Annotated in this window: 16 protein-coding genes; 6 read left to right on the top strand and 10 right to left on the bottom strand. The window is 68.3% G+C overall.

Annotation, left to right across the window (positions count from 1 at the left end):
- Positions 1-25 precede the first annotated feature (25 nt).
- The 5 genes from SAOR_RS14325 to SAOR_RS14300 all read left to right on the top strand — a co-directional run bounded on the left by SAOR_RS14325 (position 26) and on the right by SAOR_RS14300 (position 6,125).
- Positions 26-1,576, top strand: a complete 1,551-nt coding sequence (locus SAOR_RS14325) for an ArnT family glycosyltransferase (RefSeq protein WP_185015706.1) — start codon at positions 26-28, stop codon at positions 1,574-1,576.
- 4 nt (positions 1,577-1,580) lie between these two features.
- Positions 1,581-2,261 (top strand): response regulator transcription factor, encoded by a 681-nt coding sequence (locus tag SAOR_RS14320; protein ID WP_123632026.1) that lies wholly within the window; start codon positions 1,581-1,583, stop codon positions 2,259-2,261.
- A complete protein-coding gene (locus SAOR_RS14315; protein WP_123632025.1) occupies positions 2,248-3,534 on the top strand; it encodes a sensor histidine kinase in 1,287 nt (428 codons plus the stop codon). Before SAOR_RS14320 ends, SAOR_RS14315 begins: the two co-directional genes overlap by 14 nt.
- Before the next feature lie 84 nt (positions 3,535-3,618).
- Positions 3,619-5,352, top strand: a complete 1,734-nt coding sequence (locus SAOR_RS14310; protein ID WP_221180009.1) for a phosphoethanolamine transferase — start codon at positions 3,619-3,621, stop codon at positions 5,350-5,352.
- A 446-nt stretch (positions 5,353-5,798) separates the two neighbouring features.
- On the top strand, positions 5,799-6,125 hold the full coding sequence (locus SAOR_RS14300; RefSeq protein ID WP_123632022.1) for a YnfA family protein: 327 nt from the start codon (positions 5,799-5,801) through the stop codon (positions 6,123-6,125).
- Positions 6,126-6,339: 214 nt separating this feature from the next.
- Here SAOR_RS14300 and merA read toward each other — a convergent pair whose 3' ends face one another.
- The 8 genes from merA to SAOR_RS14260 all read right to left on the bottom strand — a co-directional run bounded on the left by merA (position 6,340) and on the right by SAOR_RS14260 (position 14,631).
- Entirely contained in the window at positions 6,340-7,986 is a 1,647-nt protein-coding gene (merA, locus tag SAOR_RS14295; protein ID WP_123632021.1) for a mercury(II) reductase, read from the bottom strand.
- A 22-nt stretch (positions 7,987-8,008) separates the two neighbouring features.
- Positions 8,009-8,221, bottom strand: coding sequence for a mercury resistance system transport protein MerF (merF, locus tag SAOR_RS14290; RefSeq protein ID WP_123632020.1), 213 nt, complete (start codon positions 8,219-8,221; stop codon positions 8,009-8,011).
- Between the two features lie 6 nt (positions 8,222-8,227).
- Positions 8,228-8,527: a cation transporter gene (locus SAOR_RS14285; RefSeq protein ID WP_342782595.1), complete on the bottom strand. Its 300-nt coding sequence runs from the start codon at positions 8,525-8,527 to the stop codon at positions 8,228-8,230.
- A 12-nt stretch (positions 8,528-8,539) separates the two neighbouring features.
- Positions 8,540-8,902, bottom strand: coding sequence for a mercuric transporter MerT family protein (locus SAOR_RS14280; protein ID WP_123632019.1), 363 nt, complete (start codon positions 8,900-8,902; stop codon positions 8,540-8,542).
- 88 nt (positions 8,903-8,990) lie between these two features.
- Positions 8,991-9,392, bottom strand: a complete 402-nt coding sequence (merR, locus tag SAOR_RS14275) for a mercury resistance transcriptional regulator MerR (RefSeq protein WP_123632018.1) — start codon at positions 9,390-9,392, stop codon at positions 8,991-8,993.
- Between the two features lie 502 nt (positions 9,393-9,894).
- Positions 9,895-11,484, bottom strand: a complete 1,590-nt coding sequence (locus tag SAOR_RS14270; protein WP_123632017.1) for an FGGY-family carbohydrate kinase — start codon at positions 11,482-11,484, stop codon at positions 9,895-9,897.
- Positions 11,481-13,034, bottom strand: a complete 1,554-nt coding sequence (locus SAOR_RS14265) for a glycerol-3-phosphate dehydrogenase/oxidase (RefSeq protein ID WP_123632016.1) — start codon at positions 13,032-13,034, stop codon at positions 11,481-11,483. Before SAOR_RS14265 ends, SAOR_RS14270 begins: the two co-directional genes overlap by 4 nt.
- Positions 13,024-14,631, bottom strand: a complete 1,608-nt coding sequence (locus SAOR_RS14260; RefSeq protein ID WP_123632015.1) for an FAD-binding oxidoreductase — start codon at positions 14,629-14,631, stop codon at positions 13,024-13,026. The genes SAOR_RS14265 and SAOR_RS14260 overlap by 11 nt, the downstream gene beginning before the upstream one ends.
- A 99-nt stretch (positions 14,632-14,730) precedes the next feature.
- Here SAOR_RS14260 and SAOR_RS14255 point away from each other — a divergent pair, with 99 nt between their 5' ends.
- Complete coding sequence (locus tag SAOR_RS14255; protein ID WP_123632014.1) at positions 14,731-15,747, top strand: AraC family transcriptional regulator; 1,017 nt, start codon at positions 14,731-14,733, stop codon at positions 15,745-15,747.
- 301 nt (positions 15,748-16,048) lie between these two features.
- On the opposite strand, the gene SAOR_RS14250 is transcribed toward SAOR_RS14255, so the two are convergent.
- Both SAOR_RS14250 and SAOR_RS14245 read right to left on the bottom strand, forming a co-directional pair.
- Positions 16,049-17,077, bottom strand: a complete 1,029-nt coding sequence (locus SAOR_RS14250; protein WP_123632013.1) for a hypothetical protein — start codon at positions 17,075-17,077, stop codon at positions 16,049-16,051.
- A gap of 122 nt (positions 17,078-17,199) precedes the next feature.
- Complete coding sequence (locus tag SAOR_RS14245) at positions 17,200-21,984, bottom strand: NAD-glutamate dehydrogenase (RefSeq protein WP_123632012.1); 4,785 nt, start codon at positions 21,982-21,984, stop codon at positions 17,200-17,202.
- Positions 21,985-22,280: the final 296 nt, after the last annotated feature.

The raw sequence follows: 22,280 nt of genomic DNA, 5'->3' as shown, positions 1-22,280 counted from the left end.
ACCGGCTGGAGCGCCGGGGGCATGGGTGGCAGTGATCGTCATCGCGCTGCTCGCGATGGCCGTGGCCAGCCGAGGCATGGGCGAGATTCCATTGGAAAGCCATGAGATCTATGTCGCCCAGACCGCCGAGAACATGCTCGAAAGCGGCGATTGGCTGGTGCCGCGCCTGAACGGCGAATACCGGCTGACCAAGCCGCCGCTTAGCTATTGGCTGGTGGCCGGTATGGCAACGTTCGCCGGTCAGGACCATATCGGCGCGAGTATCGCACGCGCGCCCTCGGTACTGGCCGTGATGGGCGTGGCGTTGCTCGCGCTCTGGATCGGCACGCGGCTGTTCGATCGCCGCACCGGGATGCTGTCCGGGCTGCTGTGCGTGGCCTCACTGGCGGCCTTCAAGTACGGCCACAACGCGCGGCCCGACATGCTCTATGCGTTCTGGACCACGGCCGTGCTCGCGGCCTGGGTCGGCAGCCGTCAGGCGAGCCTGGCCACGCAGGCACGATGGGCCTGGGCGCTGTGGGTCCTCGTCGGACTCGCGACGCTGACCAAGGGGCCGCAGGCGCCGCTCATTCTGCTGCTCGGCCTGGGATTGCACGCGGTGCTGAGCGATGAACGCGCGGTCGATCTCTGGCGGCGACTGCGTCCCGTGCGTGGCTTGTTGATCGTGCTCGCGCTGGTCGTGCCGTGGTATCTGCTGCTGCGTCAGGCGATTGGTGGCCAGACGCTGGGCGACTCGCAGCTGTCCGGCGCGTTGCTCACCATCGATCCGTTACGGCTATTCACGCCGTTCTATCTTCTGCGCGCACCGATGCTTTGGCTGCCGTGGGCGTTGTTGTTGCCGGCAGCGGTGCTGCTTGCCTGGCGCGATCGACGTGGGGCGGCAGGGCTGCTCGCCTTCACGATCGTGTTCGCCATGCTGGCGTTCGCGCTCGGGCCGCAGTACCGCGAGATCTACATGCTGCCCTGGCTGGCGCCGGCGATGTTGCTATTGGCGGCTGCGGCGGTCCGGATTTCCTGGGGGCGAGTCTGTGTCGCGTGGGTGATCGCGGTGGTGGGCGTGGCGCTTGGCTGGCTGATCTATGAAGCCGGGCTGGCTGCGCTGCCGGTAGCTGCAGCCGGGGTGTTGCTTGTCGGTGGCGCCGGATGGGCGCTGCGGCGACGCCAGACGCCGGCTGCTGCAGCGCTGGTGGCAGTGGCCTTCGCCTTGGGGTTGTTCCAGGGTGGCGCGGTGCCCAGCCTGTGGAGCAGCGCGCGCTACGACGAGCTGACCTTCGTCCAGGCGCTGTCGCCGCGTGTCGATCCCGGTATGCCGGTGGTGGTCTGGGATATCGATGCGGCCCACTACTCTTATTATCTCGACCGCCCGGTTAAGGGCGCCGAGGCGCTCGATGCGGTCTGCGACTGGATTGGTCGACAAACCGCGGCGACCCTGCTGATCTATCCGCGAGAGCGACGGCGCGAACTGGCCGAGTGGTTGGCGTTCGTGCCCCTGCTGGCCGATAACGATTCCGAATTCGCGGCGACCCGCCTGCCGCCCGGCACGGCTTGCCGTGCTCCCCAGAACGCTGGAGCCTGACGTCATGTATATCCTGATCGTGGAAGACAACGACGATCTGGCAGCCAATATCGGCGAATACTGTGAAGAGCAGGGTGATATCGTCGACTATGCCGGCGATGGCCTGACCGGCCTGCATCTTGCGGTAGTCAATAGCTACGATGTGCTGGTTCTGGATCTGAGCCTGCCCGGCCTCGACGGGCTATCGCTGTGCGAGCGGCTGCGCCTGGATGCCGGTAACAACGTGCCGATTCTGATGCTCACCGCCCGCGATACCCTGCGCGATCGCCTGACCGGCTTCGAAACCGGGGCGGACGACTATCTGACCAAGCCGTTTTCGTTGCAGGAACTGCATATGCGGCTCAAGGCGTTGGTGCGCCGCGCGGCTGGCGCCACAGATCATCTGGTGGTTTCGGACCTGATCTTCGATCTGCGCACCCTGATCGTGCGCCGCGGCGGGCGGCGCCTGACGCTCACCCCGACCGGGATGCGCATGCTGGAGCTGCTCATGCGCGCATCGCCTGCGGTGGTGCGGACCGCCACCGTGGAGCGCGCCATCTGGGGCGACGACCCGCCCGACAGCGAGGCCGCGTTGCGCGGCCATATCCACCAGCTGCGGGGCATTATCGACAAGCCGTTTCCGACCAAGCTGCTCAAGACCGTGCACGGCATTGGCTACCGACTGGCGGACGATGAGTCGCTCTAGGCTGCTGCCACGGCTGGGGCTACGGCCACGTTTTCTGCTCGCCACGCTGGCGTTGGTGTTCGTCGTGCTCGGCGGTTTTGTCTATGCCGTGTCCGAGTTCCTGGACGTGCTCGAAGACGACATGATCCACGGCGAACTGGCGCGCGACATGGACCGGATCGCGGCCTTGTACGAGCGAGACCCGGCGCTGCTGCAGGTTACCGAGCCCGGGCTGCAGGTGTTCGTCGTGCCGCGTGGCGACACGGCGAGTCTGCCGCCATCGCTGGCGCATCTGCCCGACGGACGCTCGCACGAGGTGGAGGTGCCGGACGCCGAGTACGAATACGGCGCCACGCGACGCGATATCGGCGACAAGAGTCTGTACCTGCTGCTCGATCTCACGCCGGTCGAACGGCTGGAAAAAGAGCTGATTGGCGTGGCCTGGGTGGTCGGCCTCGGCGCGCTGTTCCTGGCCGTGACGCTGGCGTTGTGGCTGTCGCAGCTGGTGATGCGGCCGGTACGCGGGCTGGCCGAACGCGTATCGCGGGTGGTGCCCGGCCAGCAGCGCCCACAGCTGCGTATCGCCACCGGTGATCGACAGCTGGACGTGATCGTCGAAGCGTTCGACAGCGTGCTGGACCGCTTCGATGCGTTCGTCGCCCGCGAGCAGGCGTTTACCGAAGACGCCAGCCATGAACTGCGCACGCCGCTGGCCACCGCGATCAGTTCGATCGATCTGATGGCCGCCGACGAGAGCCTGTCGACCAAGTCGCGCACGCGCTTGATGCGGGCGCGCTCGGCCACCGCGCGCATGCACGAGCTTATCGAGTCGCTGCTGCTTTTTGCCCGCGAGGAGACCGACGAGCGTTGTATTACGCCGGTCAGCCCGGTGGTGCGCGAAGCGATTGCGATGCAGCAGGAGCTGTTTGCCGGCGCCGCTCAGCCGTGTCCCGAGATCGGGTTCGATGCGCGCGGCGAAGCCGAGGTGTCGGCGCCCGCGAGCATGCTGTTGTCGGTGGTCAACAACCTGCTGCGCAACGCCATTGAGCATGGCGGTACGGCACGGATCGATATCGTACTCGATCGTGGCTGCCTGACGATTCGCGACCACGGCAAGGGCATCGCGCCGGCGGCCTTGTCGCGCCTGTTCGATCGACGTTTTCGCGGTGCCCACAGCCGGGGCCAGGGTCTGGGGCTGTATCTGGTCAAGCGCATCAGCGAGCGCTTTGGCTGGACGGTCGATGTCAGCAGCACGCTCGGTACCGGCACCCGGTTCGATCTGCGTTTCCACTAGTCGGGCGTTTCCGGCGGCGATCCGCCCGAACTAACGCAATACCCACGGCAGCAGGACGGGCGGCACACGGCGCGCGCGCAAGGATTGGCCTTCCAGGTCCATCCGCTCGCGAGCACGCTGCCCATGTCGTCGACCACGCCCGAATCCTCTTCACGCCTGCGTCGTTTTCTCCTTGCGCTGCCGCGTCCGGAAAGCGGCACGGCTGGTCTGACGCTCGCGGTCGCGGCGTTTCTGGCGATCTTTCTGAATAGCGCGTTCTGGAAAGCGGTGATCGCGGCAGCCGATATCGGCATGGCCCGCAATCTGGGTTTCGGCCTGTCGCTGGCGGCGGCCATGCTCGCTTTCTTCGTGCTGCTGGTATCGCTGTTCGGCCTGCGTTATCTGTTCAAGCCGGCGATCGTCGTGTTGCTGTTCATCGCCTCGCTCGCCAGTTATTTCATGAACGTCTACGGCGTGGTCATCGACGACACGATGATCCACAACGTGCTCGAGACCGACAGCGGCGAGGCGTCGGGCCTGCTCAGCGCACGGTTGATCGGCCATCTGCTGCTGACCGCAGTCCTGCCGTCGCTTGTGGTCCTGGCATGGCGCATCCGCTATCGACCGTTCTGGCGCGAGCTGGGCATTCGCGCGCTCACCGTGACGCTCGCGGTGGGCGTGTTGGGCGTCAGCGTATACGCGCACTACAAGGACTTCTCGCTGGTCCTGCGCGAGCATCGTGAGCTGCGCTATCTGATCAACCCGACCTATCCGCTCTATGCCGCGGTGGATACGGCGATGCAGACCGCCGAAGCGGCCAACACGCCGGTGGCGCCGCTCGGTCGCGACGCCCATCAGCAACGCCCGGTCGGAACGTCGCGCCGTGTCGTCGTGCTGGTGGTCGGCGAAACGGCGCGTGCCGCCAACTTCTCGCTCAACGGCTACGCGCGGGACACGAATCCACGGCTCGCGAAGCGCGATCTGATCAACTTCCCGGAATTCTCCTCCTGCGGCACGTCGACGTCGGTATCGGTGCCCTGCATGTTCTCGCGGCTCGATCGCGGCGATTACGACGAGTACGAGGCGCGCCATACCGAAGGCCTGCTCGATGTCCTCGCACATGCCGGCGTGGAGGTGCTCTGGCGTGACAACAACTCCGGCTGCAAGGGCGTCTGTGCCCGTGTGCCCAGCGAGGATTTGTCCAACGCGGACGACCCCGCGTTGTGCGGCGACGGTGAATGCCACGACGAGATCCTGCTGCAGGGATTGCAGGACCGGATCGACGGCGCCAAGGGCGATCTGCTTGTGGTGCTGCACCAGCAGGGCAGTCATGGCCCGGAATACTACAAACGCTATCCCGACCGCTTCGAGCGCTTCACGCCCGTGTGTTCAAGCAACCTGCCGCAGGACTGCGATAGGCAGGCGATCATCAACGCCTACGACAACACGATTGTCTATACCGACCACGTGCTCGACCAGATCATCGGCCTGCTGGAACAGGATGCGCGGCAGAACCAGGACGCCACCGCGTTGCTGTATCTCTCCGATCACGGCGAGTCGCTGGGCGAGAACGGGCTCTACCTGCACGGCTTTCCCTACGCGCTCGCACCGGCGGTGCAGACCCACGTTCCTGCATTGGCCTGGTTCTCGTCCGAGTTCGGCCTTGATCGCGGCTGCCTCACCCGGATTGCCGGCAATCCCTACTCACAAGACAATCTGTTTGATTCGGTGCTCGGGCTGTTCGCGGTGCGGACGTCGGTCTACAAGCCAGACGCCGATATATTTGGTCAGTGCCGAGCCGCGAACCGGGAAGATGGTCTTGGCGCCCTAAACCAGTAGTGGCATTCGGCCATCCAGTCCGTGCGCCGGCTCACCGCCAGGGCCTGTTCCACATCGACGGGCCGTAGGCGATCCTCGATCGCACGACGCAACAGCACCAGCCAAGCGTAGCCGGGTTCAATCGTGGTGACGAACAGCGCGAGTTTGCCGACGAAACCGGCAAGCGGCGGAATACCTGCGAGCGAGAGGAGGCTCAGGCGCAATGCGCGGCGAGCAACGGATGAGCGGTGTCGAGGCGAAGACACGCGGGGTTCCATAGCCCGCTATCCGCCAAAGCAGACGCTCTCGGAGCTTCCGAACTCACTAATGCGCTGTTATCGCACACGCATCGACATGACACGCCTTCGGGATTCGAACAGTTTTTCAGTTCAGCCTAGTTCGTGAACGCTCAGTGCTGGTTTGCTCGCGTTAAACTGCATCGCCAAAAGCAAATCTGCTGGTCACTCATGCCGACACTTGTGGTCTATACCTGCGCTGCGCTTGCTGAGATCGCCGGCTGCTTCGCGTTCTGGTCTTGGCTCCGATCGGGGAATAGTGCGCTATGGCTTTTTCCGGGCATGGTTTCACTGGCGGCGTTCGCTTGGTTATTAACGCTCAGCCCCGCTGATCAAGCAGGACGCGCTTACGCTGCCTATGGAGGCTTATATATAGTCGCTTCAATCCTTTGGATGTGGGCTATAGAAGGGCACGCGCCAGACGCCTGGGATGCACTGGGCGCAGTGGTTTGTCTTGCCGGCGCAGCGATCATTCTGTGGGCCCCGCATGCGACGTGAACCTTGTGCTTGAATCGCATACATCAGGGGCAAACTAGGTGAACCGATCTTTGCAGGTCTGTATTGGGTCGTGCCCCAATCAAAGACATCGGGTCACGCGAAAATACCCCAAGACTTGATGGCGAATCCAGCGCTGCGAGGCTCGCCTCGCGCCGAACTTAAAGAGGTAGACGAACAACGGCTCGATCGATCAACCGATCGCTAACGGCGACAGTCACCCAGCACAGCAGGACAGCTGCTCGACATCTTTGGTAAAAGTCTGGGCACAGAGCTTGAGCGCTTCCACGTGAACCAGATAAGGAAACAACAGATCGCCCAAGGCTTCAACGGTCATGCCGTGGTGGACGGCCAATACAGCGGCCTGAATCATCTCGCCGGCTTCGGGAGCCAAGATTTGAGCTCCGAGTAGACGATGGCTGGCCGCCTCGGCAACCAGCTTGACGAATCCGCGGGTCTCGAAGTTGGCAAGCGCACGTGGTACATGTTCCAACCCTAAAGAACGGGTCTCGATCTCGAGGCCGCGCGCTTGGGCTTGGCGTTCATCCAACCCCACCGTCGCGATCTGTGGATCGGTGAAGATCACTGCCGGCATGGCGGACAGATCCAGCCGCGCTCGACCGCCGGTCATGTTGACGGCCGCGCGGGTGCCGCCGGCGGCGGCCACATAGACGAACTGGGGCAGCGTCGTACAATCGCCAGTGGCATAGATATGCTCGGCGCTGGTACACAGCGAGGCATCAACCCTGATCGCACCGCGTTCATCGGTCACCACCCCGATCTTGTCTAGTGCCAAATCGCGGGTGTTCGGGGCGCGGCCCGTTGCCACCAGCAGCCGGTCGCCCTGGATCGGGCCGTCGTCGGTGTCGAGCGTGAATTGCCCTGCCGCAAAATGTACGGAACGCGCCAGGCTGTGCTGGCGTACGTCGATTCCTTCGGCGCGGAAGGCCGCGGCAAGGCCCTCGCCGAGCGCGGGGTCTTCGCTGGATAGCAGCGTACTGCGGGCCAGGACTGTGACCTTCGAACCCAAACGGCGGAACGCCTGAGCCTGTTCAACGGCAACGACAGAGGCGCCGATGACGATGATGTGCTCGGGCGTGTCCGGACTGAAAACCGCCTCATCGGACGTCCAATACGGCGTGTCGGCCAGGCCCGGTATCGGTGGGATCGTTGGGGAAGCCCCGGTAGCGATCAGAATGCGATCGGCCACCAAACGATCTTCGGACCCGTCATGTGTCGTGACAATTAGCGTATGCGCATCTTCGAAGTGGGCCCGCCCGCGGCGCAGCGTAATCGATGGATTATCGTCGAGTATTTTCTGGTACTTGGCCGCGCGTAGTTCTTCGACCCGGGACTGCTGCTGGCGCTGCAGGCGTGGCCTATTAATCGTTGGCTTGCAATCTGCCAACCCGTCAAACGGGTTGTGGCGTTGGTGCTGGGCCAGTTCGGCGGCGCGAATCTGGATCTTGGATGGCACGCAGCCCACATTGACGCAGGTGCCGCCAATGATGTCGCCCGACTCGATCATGCTCACCCGCGCCCCTGCCTCAACGGCGCGGATGGCAGCCGCGAACGCGCCGCTGCCACTGCCAATGATCGCGATATGGCGGTTTTCGTCTTCTCCCGCGACCCGTGAAGACTGGGCAAGCGAAGATTCGTCGTCCCAGTTGCGGGCATCGTAGCCTTGGGCCTGTACCGCTTCGATCAGCGTGGTTTCATCTGTGCCGTCATCCAACTGGACTTCGGCACGGCGCTCGGCATAGGACACCACAGCGCTTGCGCCAGGAAGTGCATTGAGCGCGTCCTCGACCCTTTGGGCGCAGTGCGCGCAGGTCATGCCGTGAATAGCGAGTATGCGTTTCATTTGGGTTCCGGATCGGTCGGGTTTAGCAGGCCATTTTCTTACGCCGATAAACGGCGTAGATCGTCAGCCCCAGGAAAAAGGCCAGCGCGGGCAGCAGCACATAGTCCAAATAGCCCACCAGCGCAGAAAGACCGACGACGCCGAACAGGATCACCAGCACCGGCGTGAAACAGCACAGCGCCGCGATAACGGTGCCTGCAATGCCCACACCGAACAGCTTTTTATTGCGGTCCATGTGGTATTACTCCTTTGGCTTGGACGGATAGCCAGCGCGGGTCGTGGCCGCGGTTAAGTCCGAGACCGAAGCAATCTCCGGATCGAAGGCGACCGTGGCGGTCTTGGACTCGTAGTCCACGCGCACCGTGTCGACGCCGTCGACCTGCTGGAGCGCCTTGCGCACCACAAAGGGACAGGTCGCGCAGGTCATATGATCCACCGCAAGCGTTACGGTCCGTTCAGCCGCCGCAAAAGCGCCTTGTATCCAGACCGTGCCCACCAGCAGCATGGTTGCCACTAAAATCATGCGTTGTTTTCGAACCATGACGATCATTCCTTAGAGAAAAGCCGGCGCGTACCAGGGAAAGGTGAGCAGTGCCGTGACGAGTAATGCGAGCAGCCAGAAAATGAGGCGCTGACGGCGCTTGACCGCCGGTCGGGCGCACGCTGTATCGGAATCGCAACTCGGCCCGCAGCGATACAGCCGCCAACCGGCAAAAATCAGCAGCGCCAGCGTGATAACAACGAATATCGGCCGATACGGTTCCAGTGCAGTGAGCGAGCTCATCCAAGCGCCGCCGACACCGATCGATATCAACAACACCGGCGCTACACAGCACAGGGAAGCCCCGACCGCGGCGAGCACGGCGCCGATCTGGGCCCAGGTGGTGCGACCGGTCGCGGTCGTGGGGTCGTTCATGAAAAGGCTCCGTGCCGGTTCGATAATCGGACGAAGCGCAGCTTAAACGCGGTACTCAGGTACCGTGTCAAGGGCTGGCTGAGTTATTTCAGTCGCGGTGGGACAGCGTCTTGATCAGCGGACAATGATTGGACACTTGCGCGTTCCGGCAGCGATCGATCAGCCCATCCAGCGTGTCCTGCATCGCCGTTAAATCGGCAATGCGGGCTGCCACCAAGGCACGCTGATTTTCCGCAACGCGGCGTACGTCATCGCAATGACCGTCACCCAAAATCAGCAAGTCGCCGATTTCGTCAAGGCTGAAACCCAGGCCCTGCGCGCGCTTGATGAAACGAATGCGGTCAACGGTCGCGCGCGGATAGCGACGATAGCCAGTGGACGGTTTGGGCGGCTGATCGATCAATCCGCGTCGCTGGTAATAGCGCACAGTTTGCAGATTTACGCCGGCGGCCGCCGCGAGTTTTCCGATCGTTAGTCCAGTCTCAGCCATGTCGTTTCAGGTTCAATTTGCGACGCGTAAATACGGTAGCAACAAGACATACGCGATGCGCCGTCACCAGCGCCTATCCAGTCGCGGGCGGTGCAAGTTCAAATCGGACCGACTCGGTGCTGGTAAATTTTGGTGGAGGTTCATGCTTGCCTGTAGTGGGTGACCGATACGGTTTGAACCGTTGGCGACTGTATTCACTGAATGAGCAAATCCTGGCGAGCGTCGCCGCCGAGCATCTGTTTCGCTGGGCATCAAACCACATCGAATTAAGGGTGCCTGATACGACTGCCCGTCAAGTCAATTTCGAAAGGCTTGGCGTGGGTGCCGATCGCTGACTGGGATGGTCCGCTTTGGGTGGAAAGCCGCCACTCGATTAGGTCAACAGATAACTACGCTGACGACAGACGGCGTGTTTCGTCGATCAACACGCGGCATCTCCGTCTGTGATTTAGCCTGCGGCCAACAACCTGGCCCTAAACTCACGCGTGGTCTATCAATCGTTTCAATCCCAGTTGTCGGCAGCACGACGGAATCCCGTACCGGCGTACTGGCCGGCGATACGCCGAAACGTCGGCGCCAGGGCTGGGTACAGTCCGCGATAGACTTCGTGGTACAGGCGGTCGTATCGGCGGCTGGTGTCTGGATCCGGCTCGAACCGCGCTCCATCGTGGACCATGGCGCGGGCGGCCGCGGTGTGGTCGGGGTGCCAGCCGAGCCCCACGGCGGCGTTGATGGCCGCACCCAGGCCGCTGGTATCGTGGGTGTGGCTGCGCTGCGCGGGCAGGCCGAAGACGTCGGCGAGGATCTGCATGGCGGCGTCCGACTGCGAGCCGCCGCCGGCCACGCGCAGGCGCGTCACGGGCGTGCGGGTGCGGCGTTCGATGCGCTCGCGCCCGGCACGCAGCGCGTAGGCCAGGCCTTCGAGAATGGCGCGATAGACGTGGGCGCGGCCGTGAACGTCGGTAAAGCCCACGATCGCGCCGCGGGCCTCGGGGCCGGGGTCGCGCACCCCGGGCGACCAGGTCGGCAGCACGAACAGGCCGTCGCTGCCGGGTGGGATCGGCGCGATGGCCTCGTCTAGGAGCGTTTCGGCGCTGCGGTGGGCGGCGGCCGCGGCTTGGACGGTGTCGACGGCGAATTCGTGCTTGAACCAGGACACGAGCCAGAAGCCGCGATAGATCTGGATCTCGTCGGTGTAGGCGCCAGGCATGGCGGCCGGATAGGCGGGGACGAAGCGCGTGACCTCGCGGTAATCCGCGCGGCAGGTGTTGAGCGTCGCGGTGGTACCGAGCGACACGCAGGCGGTCTCCGGCGTGACGGCGCCGGCGCCCAGCACCTCGCAGGCCTTGTCGGCGCCGGCCGAGAACACGGGCAGCCCCGCGGGCAGGCCGAGCGCTCGCGCGGCCGCGTCGCTGACCTCGCCGAGCACGCCGCCCGGCTCGACCAGTTCAGGCATCTGCCCGGGCGTCGCCGCGATGGCCCGCCATTTCCAGTCCCCCGCCTTCGCCCAGCGCCGGCGTCGATAGTCGAACGGCAGATAGCCGACCTGGGCGGCCACGCTGTCGCGCCAGCGCCCGGTCAGGCGATGAACCAGCCAGCCGGACAGCAGCGGCATGCGCGTGGTGCGGGCATGCAATGTCGGCTCATGCGCGGCCAGCCAGTTCGCCGGCGCGGCGCGCTGGAAGCGCTCGATCGTGCCGGCGAGGCCGAGCAGCGCGAAGACCGCGCGCCAGTGTCCCGGCAGCGCCGGCACGGTGGCGGCCTCACGCTGGTCCAACCACGAGATCGCCGGGCGAAGCGGCGTGCCGTCCTCGGCGGCGAAGACCGTGGTCGCCCGCTGTGTGGTCAGGGCGATGCCGGCGATGCGATCGACCGCCGCTTGCGGCTCATCGGCCAGCGCCCGGCAGGCCGAGACCGTCGCCTGCCAGAACACCTCGGCCTCCTGCTCGGCCCAACCCGGTTCGGGGGCGTGGTACGGCGGCTCGATCGGGACCTGGGCGCGGGCACACAGCGTGCCGGCGGCGTCGAAGACGAGCGCCCGCACGCTCTGGGTGCCGACGTCGATCGCCAGCACGCGATCGCGCGCGCTCATACCGGAGCGTGCACCGCGCGCCAGTGGGCGAGATAGCGCTCCCGCTCCTCGGCCCAGCGCGCGGCGTCCCAGCCCAGCGCGGCGCGGCACAGCGGCTCGATGGTCGCCAGCTCGGCCGCGCCGCCATCGGGCAGCAGCAGGCCTACGCGGGTCCGGCGCAGCATGAGATCGTCCAGATGCTCGACCGCCTCGAAGGCGAGCGCGCAGCGCAGCTCGCGCCGGCAGTAATCGGTCACGCCCACCCGGGCCTCGTCGTCGGGCGCGGCCGCGAGCCGCGCATACGCCGGGCCGTGGCGGGAGGCGCGGCGCCCGGCGGCATCCACCGCCACGCCCGGCAGCCGCTGCTGGACGATCGGCGACGCGGGATCGGCCACGGCACGCCGCCCCAGCGCCTCCCCGACGCGGGCGAGCACGTCATGCGCGGTCACGCGGAAGGTGGTGAGCTTGCCGCCGGTGACGGTGATCAAGCCGCGTTCGACGTCGATGGCCGACTCCCGCGATTCCTCCGAGGCCGAGGCGCCCGGCTGCCCGGCCACCACCGGGCGCACGCCGGCAAAGGCCGACAGGGCATCCGTCGCGGCGAGCTCGCGGTCCGGGAAATAGTGCCGCGCCGCGGCGATCAGATAAGCCGATTCGGCCGCGCTCATCACCGGCGGCGCGTCCATCGGCGCGTCGTGGTCGAGATCGGTGGTGCCGAACACCGTCGCGCCCTGCCAGGGCACGGCGAACAGCGGCCGCCGATCGTCCGGATGAAAGAGCGTGACCGCCTGCGCCACCGGCAGGGCGTGAAAGGGAAAGACGAAGTGCGAGCCCCGCAGCGGCCGCAGCTGCGGCGCGCCGTCGACCTGCGCGCGCAGCGCGTCGCTCCACGGTCCGGTGGCGTTGACCACCGCGCGGGCGCGGAGCGCGAAGGTATCGCCCGTGATGCGGTCGGCCGCGCGGATGCCAACGACCCGGTCGTTCTCGAGGATCGGCGCCTCGGCGCGCACGTAATTGGCCGCGGCCGCGCCGTGTGCGCGCGCCTCGATGAGCACGCGCAGGGTGAGCCGCACGTCGTCGGTCACGGCATCGCGGTAGACGAAGCCGCCGGTAAGCGCCTCACGGTTCAGATCCGGCATCCGCCAGGCGAGGTCGTCCGGGCGCAGATAACGCGAATAGCGCTTGCCGGCCATCAGGTCGTAGGCGGCCAGCCCGGCGCCGAGCTTGATGCGCCCCGGCCGGTCGTGGGCATAGACCGGCAGCAGGAAGTCCAGCGGGTCGACCAGGCCCGGCAGGTCGCGCATCAGGCGCTGGCGCTCGCGCACCGATTCGCGGGTCAGCCGCCAGTCGCCGGCGGCGAGATAGCGCAGGCCGCCGTGCACAAGCTTGGACGACCAGCTCGACGTGCCCGAAGCGAAATCGTTCTGCTCGACGAGTGCGACCGACAGCCCCGCGCGGGCCGCCTCCAGCGCCACGCCGGCGCCGGTGATGCCGCCGCCGACGATCACGAGATCGAAGCAGCGGTCCGCGGCCGCCTCGGCGAAGTCCTCGCGCCAGCCTTCAGCCCACATGATCGTCCTCCCAGAGCTTGTGCGGGTTCATCATGCCCTCCGGATCGAGCTCGGCGAGCGCGGCCCGCATCAATCGCCGCCCCGAGGCGCCGGTTTCGGCGGCCAGATAGGGCGCGTGGTCGCGGCCCACGCCGTGCTGGTGGCTGATGGTGCCGCCCCGGGCCACGATCGTCCGGCTGACGTCGCGCTTGAGCCGGCGCCAACGCTCGATGTCGGTGGCGTGGTCCGGCCCGCGCCGCCAGATCACGGTCATGTACAGGCTGCAGCCGGCGGCATAGACGTGCGACAGATGGCTGAAGGCCAGCGCGCGCTCGCCGTGGGCGTGCAATGCCTCGTGGGCGGCCTGCTGCATGGCGCTCACGGTCGCGGTGGCGCGCGACCAGGGCACCGCGGTCTCCATGGTGTCCACGCAGTAGCCGGCCTCCCACAGGCCGTTGCGCAGATAGGCCCCGGCGAAGCGGCCGGCGGCCCAGGCGCGGCCGAGGGCGGTGCCCACCGCCACGCCTCCGGCCGCACGGGCCAGCGCCAGCGCATCGGCACGCGCGCGCCCTGCCTCGCGCCGGCTGCCGGTGACGCCGAACAGCATCATCACCGGCCGGTCGCCCAGGCGGCGCCAGCCGAGATAGCGGCGCAGCCAGGCGATGGCCGACTCGTGGCCGGCGATGCGCAGCTGGGTATCGGTCTCGTCGGCGTTGGAGACACGCAGCATCGACACCGCCACCCCGGCCTGGCTGATCGCCCGCGCAGCGGCGAGCCCCGCCGCCCAGTCGCCGAAGAACACCGCGTGGAAGCGCTCGTGTTCGGGCGTGGGCGTGACGTGCACGCAGGCCTCGGTGAGCACGCCGAGCCGGCCCTCCGAACCCAGCACCAGCTGGCGCAGGTCCGGCCCGGCCGAGGAGGCCACGCGCCCGCCGACCTCGAGTTCGCCGCCCGGACAGGCCAGCCGCGCGCCGTGGAGACAGTGCTCGATGCGGCCGTAGCGGCGCGACTGCTGGCCGGCGGAGCGGGTCACGATCCAGCCGCCGAGCGTGGAGTATTCGAACGACTGCGGATAGTGGCCGAGCACGAAGCCGTGGGCCCGCAGCTGGGACTCCACCAGCGGCCCGGGCGCGCCGGCGGCGATTCGCGCGAGCCGGTCGTGCGGGTCGATGTCCAGCAGCCGCACCTGGCGACTCATGTCCAGCGAGATCACCGGCCGGCCGTCGTCGACCACCTGCAGATGCCCGACCACGCTGGTGCCGCCGCCGTAGGGGATGACCACCGCCCCGGCGCGTTCGGCCGCGGCCAGCACCGCCCGCGTCTCGGCGTGGTCGCGCGGCCGGGCGACCGCATCCGGAAACGGCCCGACCGCGCCGTGACGCAGTGCCGCCCAGTCGGCGAAGCTCTGGCCGTGGGCGTGGCGCAGCCGCGATTCGGCGTCCCGGTCCCAACCCGGCCTGGCCGGCAGCCGGGCCGCCGGCACCCCCGCGCAGGCCGACGCCAGACTCGCATCGCCGCCGCGATCGCCCTCGCCCAGCCGCTGTGCGAGAAACGCCCACGCCGCCTCCGGCAGCGGTGTCTCGCGGCGCGCCTCGCCCCAGCCGTTCCATCGCCGCATTGCCCGATCTCCGCCGCTCGTGTGCCGTCGCGACCAAGGCTATCGGATTCTGAAGTCACAAAAATTGACTCGACGCGCACGGCCCGATCTCATGCCGACATGACACACCACGCCGCCACGACACCGCGGCCGACCGTCGCGGCCTCGATGCTGCGCTCACTGCATGGCTATCTCGCCGCCCGCGGCCATGATGCCGACGCCCTGCTCCAGGCCGCCGGGCTCGCCGCCCGCGATATCGCCGACGCCGAACGCGCGATCGAGGCGCGCCACTACGAACGGCTGCTGCAGGCGGCGATCGTGGCCAGTCACAACCCGCTGCTGGGGCTGGAATTCGGCATGGCGGTCCACCCCGAACGCTGGGGCGGGCTCGGCCGCCTGCTCGTGCACTGCGCCACACTCGGCGAGGCGATCGCCTTCCAGACGCGCTATGTCCACCTCGTCAACGCCGCCGGCCGCACCACCATCAGCGAGCACGACGGCGAGACGACGATCGAATGGCGTGACGCAGAGCCCACGATGCCGGCGCTGGTGGAAGAAGCCTTCGCGGCCTGGGTGGGTTTCGCCCGCTGGGCCAGCCAGCGCGACCGGGCGCCGATCGCGGTCAGCTTCCGGCACCGCGCGCAGGGCGATCCCGCCGTCTATCGGGCCTTTTTCCGCTGCCCGGTCCATTTCGAGGCGCCCGGCCATCGGCTGCGCTTCGACTCGGAGCTGCTTGCCGCGCCGCTGCGCTCGCCGGATGCTGTGCTCGCCACAGCGCTCGCGGCCCGGGTCGACACCCGCCAGGCCCGGCACGACAGCCATGCCCTGGTCGCCGCGCTGCAGGACTGGATTGCCGCGCGGCTGGCCCACGGCGCGCCCGGCCTGGCCGATGCCGCCGCCGCCATGAACCTCGGCGAACGAAGCCTGCAGCAACAGCTGCACGACGCCGGCACCGGCTTTCGTCAATGCGTGGACGACACCCGCCGCCGGCTCGCCGAGCGGCACCTGCGCGACGCCTCGCTGTCGATCGGCGATATCGGCCTGCGGCTCGGCTTCTCGGAGCAGAGCGCGTTCCAGCGCGCCTTTCGTCGCTGGCACGGCCTGCCGCCCGCGGCCTGGCGGCGCCGGAACGGCTGAGCCGATCCAGAGCCTGTTGACCCTTCATGCGAGCCCGCGCCAAGCGCCTCCTGAAAATTGATTAGGGGCGGGAAGACGAGGCGTCGTGCGCGCCGCGCAGTCGTTCTGCACCAGCGTGCGACAACGCTGGATTGCTGCACGATAGCGCCTGGCCCGAAGGGTTGGGCCGCTCATGAAACAACCATGGGCGCGCTGCGGCGTTGCCAGTCTGGATCGTGGCTCGCCACGATCGGCGACTCGCGCCTTGCAGAACACGATTTGAGCTCTCCAACGCGGTGCTCATATGAGGTGTTAGCGGGCCCTAGCCGAAGACCAGCCGCAGCAGCGGCAGGCCGCCGACCGTACCCAGCGGGCCCGCGAGCGCCAGCAGCCACGGCCAGCGCCCGGACAGCCCCCGCGGCAGCCGCGTGAAACGGCCGTCGCGCACCTGCAGCACCACCACGGCCAGCGCCAGCATCCAGGCGACCCCCAGCCAGCGCGCATAGTCCACGCCCACCGCGAACAGCGGCAGCACGCCCAGCGGCACGAGCGCCCACAGATCGAGACGACGCGCGTTGGCGCGGTACGTGGCCACGAACGCCGCGACGATACCCCCGACGGTGGCCATCAGCAGGCCCACCTCGAGCGGCGAGAACAGCCCCTGCCCCAGGCGGCCGGCAACATAGCCCGCCGCGGCATCCGAATCCCGCAGCCAGACGAACAGGGCGTTGCGATTGGCCGGCGTCAGATGTTCGGCCAGACTCGCGGCGAGCGCGTCGTGGCCCGGCTCGTAGCGGCCGAACACCATGATGACCGCGACCGTCGGCACGCAGGCGACCAGCACCGGCGCGCCTCGCGTCAGCGCGCGGCGGAACTGCGCGGCCGGCGCCGCGTCCGACGCGTGGGCCGCCGCCCCGGCCGCAGCCAGCACCAGCGGCACGCCGTAGAACAGAAACGCTTCGTGAACCAGCAGCGCGAGCACGCAGACCGCGGCGGCGGCCCAGACCCGCTGGCGACGAACGAGCCACACGGCGGCTGCCGCCAGCAGCAGGTTAAGCTGGTCGTAGCGGGCGAAATCGTAGCCGAAGGCGAGAAAGGTCGCCGGCGAGGCGACGACGAGCGCAGTCAGCCCGCGGGCATCGGCCGGGGCCAGACACGCGCGGGCCGTGCGCAGCATCCGGGTCATCACCGCGATCAGGCCGGCGGCCACGGCGACGCCGAACGCCAGCGCCGCGATGCCGCGCACGGGGTCGGGCAACGGCGACAGCAGCGTGCCGACCAGGCCACGGCGCACGAAGCCGTGGGCCACGTAGTCGACGTGAAAATGCAGGGCGTTGAAGCCGCTGAACAAGCGGACATCGCCCGCCGCCAGCGCGGCGACGAACTGGACGCCGAACCCGGCGGCGAATAGCAGTGCGGCGGCCTGCCCGGGCCGGCGCTCCGCCCGGGCACACGCGCGCGCGAGCGTGTCGTTCAGACGGCGCCGCCCAGACTCGTCGGCCGGGCGGTGGTCAGACGCGCCAGATCGCGCACGGCCACGGTCAGGTGGGCGTGACCCGGGCGGTCGATCGCCTGCAGTTCGGCCATGCGCGCGGCGACGTATTCGATGGTGCGGCGGTGGGCCTCGCGCCAGTCGTCCAGCGGTGTCGGCCCCGGCATGTCGAGCACCTGGGCGGCGATCTGCTGGTGGATGCGGTAACTGTCGCCGCGCAGCCCGGCCCGGGCGAGCGCGGCCCAGCGGCCGTCCGCGCCGAGGTCGTGGATCGCATCCTGCAGCCAGGCGACGCCGAGCTCGTCGCCGACGGCGTAGTAGATGCTCGCGACCTCGCCCACGTCGCGGCCGCGGCCCTCGGCCAGCGAAACCACGTCGAGCACGCCGCCGCCGGCGTCCGCGCTGGCGATGCGGGCGGCCAGCGCCTCGTCGAGGCCGGCCTCGGTCCAGGCCTCGAAGTCGGCCTGCCAGTGCGCGTGGTAGCTGCCGGCGAGGAATTGCGGCAGATCCGCGAGCAGCCGGCGGGCGTCGGCGCCGAAGCGCTCGATCAGCGTGGCCATGTCGCCGTCGATCTCCGGCGTGGCCAGCCACCAGCTCATGACGTGCTTGAGCAGCCCGATGACGATCTTGTGCAGGGCGTACTGCTGTTCCGTGGGCAGGCGGTTGTCCAGTGCCTCGATATCGTGGAACAGGGCTTCGCCGTCCAGCCAGGCGTCGGCCAGCAGATAGGCCCGCACCGCCGCGTCCATGCGGCTGCCGAAACCGGCCGGCAGCCGGTGGGCGGTGGCGATGCCCAGCCGATCCACCATCTGGTTGGTCACCAGCGTGGTGATCAGCTCGCGCTTGAGCCGATGGCCGGTCACGGCGTCGGGGTGGCGCTCGGCCAGCGCCGCGGGAAAGCCGTCGGCGAGCGTGCGTTCCAGCCACGGATCGTCCGGGAGATCACCGGCGACGACCGCCTCGGCCACGGCGATCTTGGCGTAGGAGACCAGTACCGCGAGCTCCGGCCGGGTCAGCCCCTGACGGCTACGCAGGCGCTCTTCGATCGCCTCGTCGTCGGGCAGCCGCTCGAGGCGCCGATCGAGTACGCCGTCGCGCTCCAGCGTGCGCATGTAGCTCACCTGCTCGTCGAAGCGGGTGATGCTGTCCGCGGCCATGAGGCTGATCTGCTGGGTCTGCAGATAGTTGGTGCGCAGCACCAGCTCGACCACGTCCGGGGTCATCTCCGCCAGCAGTGCGTTGCGGTCGTCCCGGTCGAGCCGGCCGGCGGCCTCGACCGCGCCCAGCGCGATCTTGATGTTGACCTCCAGATCGGAGGAATCCACGCCGCCGGAGTTGTCGATGGCGTCGGTGTTGAGATAGCCGCCGGCCAGGGCGTACTCGATACGCCCGGCCTGGGTCAGGCCGAGGTTGCCGCCCTCGCCCACGACCCGGGCGCGCAGCTCGCGGCCGTCCAGGCGCACGCTGTCGTTGGCGCGGTCGCCGACATCGGCGTGCGACTCGGTGCGCGCCTTGACGTAAGTGCCGATACCACCGTTCCAGAGCAGGTCCACCGGCGCCCGCAGGATCTCGCGGATGAGCGCGTTCGGCGTCAGGCGCCGGTCGTCTATCGCCAGCGCGGCCCGCGCCTCGGACGAGAGCTCGATGGTCTTGGCGCTGCGCTCGTAGACGCCGCCGCCGGCCGAGATCAGCGCCGGGTCGTAGTCGCTCCAGGCCGCGCCGGCCGCCTCGAACAGGCGCTTGCGCTCGGCGAAGGTGGCCGCCGGATCGGGATCCGGGTCGATGAAGATGTGGCGGTGGTTGAAGGCCGCGACCAGGCGGATCTGCTCCGAGAGCAGCATGCCGTTGCCGAAGACGTCGCCGGCCATGTCGCCGATGCCGACCACCGTGAACGGCTCGCGCTGGATGTCGCGGCCGAGCTCGCGGAAGTGGCGCTTGACGCCCTCCCAGGCGCCGCGGGCGGTGATGCCCATGACCTTGTGGTCGTAGCCGGCGGACCCGCCGGAGGCGAAGGCGTCGTCCAGCCAGAAGCCGTATTCCTGCGACAGGCCGTTGGCGATGTCCGAGAAGGTGGCCGTGCCCTTGTCGGCGGCGACCACCAGATAGGGGTCGTCCGCGTCCAGGCGCACCACCCGCGGCGGCGGCTCGACGGCGTCGCCCACCCGATTGTCGGTGATGTCCAGCAGGCCGCGGATGAAGATCTTGTAGCCGGCGATGCCGCGCGCCTGGCGGGCCTCGCGCGTCTCCTCGGCGGGCGTGTCCTTGAGCACGAAACCGCCCTTGGCGCCGACCGGCACGATTACCGCGTTCTTGACCATCTGCGCCTTCATCAGGCCCAGCACCTCGGTGCGGAAATCCTCGCGCCGGTCGGACCAGCGCAGCCCGCCACGGGCGACCGGACCGCCGCGCAGGTGCACGCCCTCGACCTCGGGGGCGTAGACGAAGGCCTCGAACATCGGCACCGGGCGCGGCAGTTCCGGCACCCGGTGCGGGTCCAGCTTGATGCTGACGTAGGGCTTGGACCGGCCGTCGGCGTCGCGCTGGAAATAGTTGCTGCGCAGGGTCGCCGTGACGACGCCGTGGAAGGCGCGCAGCACGCGGTCGGCGTCGAGGCTGGCCACGGCGTCGAGCGCGGCGAGGATATCGTCCTCCGAGACCCGCTCAGCGGCGCCGTCGGGGTCGAAGCGCTGCTCGAACAGGGCCACCAGGTCGGCCACCAGTTCGGCGTGGGCGGCCAGCTGCATCTGCACGTAGACCGGCGAGAACGGCAGCTCGGTCTGCAGCAGATAGCGCGTGACCGTGCGCACCAGCACGACCTGGCGCGGCGCCAGACCGGCGGCGATCACCAGCCGGTTGAGGCCGTCGTCCTCGGCGCGGCCGGCGACGATGTCGGCGAACGCTTCGGCGACGTAGTCCGCGCGCTCGCCGGCGGCCAGGCATTCGGCCTCCGGATGCTCGGCCTCGTATTCGTGGATCCACTGGCGGTCGTGCCCGGGGCGAGCCACGGCATACGGCCGCTGGGTGTGCACGGACAGGCCGAAGTTCTCGAGGATCGGCAGCACCCGCGACAGCGTCATCTCCGAGCCGCCGCCGTAGAGCTTGAGCGCCACGTCGCCGTCCCGCGTGAGCCCCACGAAACGCAGCACCGGCGGCGCCTCGGCGTCGAGCCCGGCCAGCAGGCGCGCGTCGGCGACCGCGGCCTCGGCGTCGAAGCGCTCGCGATAGCCGATGTCGAAGGCCTGGGCGTAGGCGGGCATGAGCGTGCCCGCATCGCGGGCGGCGGCGGCGAAGCGATCGCTCCAGTCGCGGGTGGCGGCGATCAGGTCGGCTTCGAGACTGCGGGCGTCGATGCCGCCGTCGACCGGGCCGTCGGTGGCGATCTGACAGTGCACGCGCACTACCGCACCGCGCAGGAACTGGGCGTCGGTCTCCTGGGCGCTGCCGTTCAGACGGCGCTCGAGTTCGCGCACGATGCGGTCGCGCAGTTCGACGGTGTAGCGTTCGCGCGGCAGGTAGACGATGCAGGAATGAAAGCGCTCGTAGCGATCGCGGCGCAGGAACAGGCGCAGGCGCTCGGTCTCGCGCATGCCGAGCACGCCGATGACCGTGTCGTAGAGCTCGTCCTCGGAGGACTGGAACAGCTCGTCGCGCGGGAAGGTCTCGAGGATGTAGCGCAGGCTCTTGGCCGCATGCGAGCCCGGACGCAGCGCGGCCCGCGTCATCACATGGCGCACCTTCTGGCGCAGCAGCGGAATATGGCGCGGGCTGGCGGCGTAGGCCTCGCCCGAGAACAGCCCCAGAAAGCGATGCGCGCCGACGACGTTGCCGGTCTCGTCGAAGCGCTTGATCGCGATGACGTCCATGGTCTCCGGGTGGTGGATCCAGGCGCGCGCGTTGGCCTTGGTCACCACCAGCACCCGCCCCGACTGGCTGTACTTGTCCATCATCGCCGCCGGGGCGACATAGCCGTCCGGGTCGATGCCGGGGCGATCCTCGCGCAGCAGGCCGAGACTGCTGTCGGGCACGTCGACCATGCTGTCGGCGTCGCCGCCGGTGGCCACGACCTCGCGGCAGCGGTAGCCGAGAAAGGTGAAGTGATCGTCGGCGACCCAGCGCAGAAAGGCCTGGGTCTCGGCGCATTCGTCGGGGTCCACGCCACTCGGTGCGGTGTCCAGATCCGCCATCACGCGCTGAAGCTGGCGACGCATCGGATGCCAGTCGGCCACCACCCGCGCCAGGTCGTCGAGGCTGGCGCGGATGCGGGCCTCCAGTGCGGCCACGTCCAGCCCGGCGGGCGCGGCGAACTCGATGCGGATGACGGATTCGTCGTCAGCGTGCTCGTTGGCGCCCGCGTGACTCGGCGGACCCGCCAGCCGGCCGTCGGCGTCGCGGGCGACCCGCACCACGGGGTGGATCATCCAGTCGATCTCGGCGCCGGTCTCGCGCACGGCCATGCCGAGGGTGTCGACCAGAAACGGCATGTCGTCGATGACCGTCATCAGCGCGGTGTCGCAGCGGCCGTCGCCGTCGGTCAGCGGCTCCACCGCGATCCGGAACTCGCCGTGCCGCCGCGGCCGGGCCAGCAGCTCGAACTGCTGCCGCGCGGCGGCGAACAGCGCGGCCGGCGAGCGCGCGGCGAGCGTGTCGGCGGCGATACCGTCGAAACAGATATCGACGAAGGCGACGAACGCGCCGGCCTCGCCGGCCTCGTCATGCGCCACCGCCCGGGCGTGCAGATCCGCAAGTAGGGTCGCCGTACTGTTCATCGCGCGTCATCCGGTTGTCGGTCCGTCCCGATTAGTACCTTATTTCGCCTGGTTCTGTATCGTCACAGTGCTTCCGCCGCATCATGGCGGCGCATCGGCAGGGGCTGCAACGCCGCGTCGGCGCGTCGGGCGGACGCGGCCGCCGGCACGACACGCGCCTCTCTAGCGCTGCGCCGCACGGTGGCGGCCCGCCGCGCGTCTCGACGCGCTGTGTATCCGGGCCGTCCCGCTTTCGCCGACGACAAAAGACCCGACCGGCGCGTGAACCTCCGCCGCGGCGTGCGGCGCCGCCCCGC

This window comes from Salinisphaera orenii subsp. orenii MK-B5 (assembly GCF_003788635.1).
In the GTDB taxonomy this organism is placed as follows: domain Bacteria; phylum Pseudomonadota; class Gammaproteobacteria; order Nevskiales; family Salinisphaeraceae; genus Salinisphaera; species Salinisphaera orenii.
The sequence above is the reverse complement of the archived record's forward strand: the minus strand, read 5'-3'. Positions and strand labels throughout refer to the sequence as shown.

Bases quoted from the DNA above. Each gene is read 5' to 3' on its own strand.
- SAOR_RS14320 (WP_123632026.1), top strand. From the start codon at position 1,581: ATGTATATCCTGATCGTGGAAGACAACGACGATCTGGCAGCCAATATC.
- SAOR_RS14315 (WP_123632025.1), top strand. From the start codon at position 2,248: ATGAGTCGCTCTAGGCTGCTGCCACGGCTGGGGCTACGGCCACGTTTT.
- SAOR_RS14300 (WP_123632022.1), top strand. From the start codon at position 5,799: ATGCCGACACTTGTGGTCTATACCTGCGCTGCGCTTGCTGAGATCGCC.
- merA (WP_123632021.1), bottom strand. From the start codon at position 7,986: ATGAAACGCATACTCGCTATTCACGGCATGACCTGCGCGCACTGCGCC.
- merF (WP_123632020.1), bottom strand. From the start codon at position 8,221: ATGGACCGCAATAAAAAGCTGTTCGGTGTGGGCATTGCAGGCACCGTT.
- SAOR_RS14285 (WP_342782595.1), bottom strand. From the start codon at position 8,527: ATGGTTCGAAAACAACGCATGATTTTAGTGGCAACCATGCTGCTGGTG.
- SAOR_RS14280 (WP_123632019.1), bottom strand. From the start codon at position 8,902: ATGAACGACCCCACGACCGCGACCGGTCGCACCACCTGGGCCCAGATC.
- merR (WP_123632018.1), bottom strand. From the start codon at position 9,392: ATGGCTGAGACTGGACTAACGATCGGAAAACTCGCGGCGGCCGCCGGC.
- SAOR_RS14270 (WP_123632017.1), bottom strand. From the start codon at position 11,484: ATGAGCGCGCGCGATCGCGTGCTGGCGATCGACGTCGGCACCCAGAGC.
- SAOR_RS14265 (WP_123632016.1), bottom strand. From the start codon at position 13,034: ATGTGGGCTGAAGGCTGGCGCGAGGACTTCGCCGAGGCGGCCGCGGAC.
- SAOR_RS14260 (WP_123632015.1), bottom strand. From the start codon at position 14,631: ATGCGGCGATGGAACGGCTGGGGCGAGGCGCGCCGCGAGACACCGCTG.
- SAOR_RS14255 (WP_123632014.1), top strand. From the start codon at position 14,731: ATGACACACCACGCCGCCACGACACCGCGGCCGACCGTCGCGGCCTCG.
- SAOR_RS14245 (WP_123632012.1), bottom strand. From the start codon at position 21,984: ATGAACAGTACGGCGACCCTACTTGCGGATCTGCACGCCCGGGCGGTG.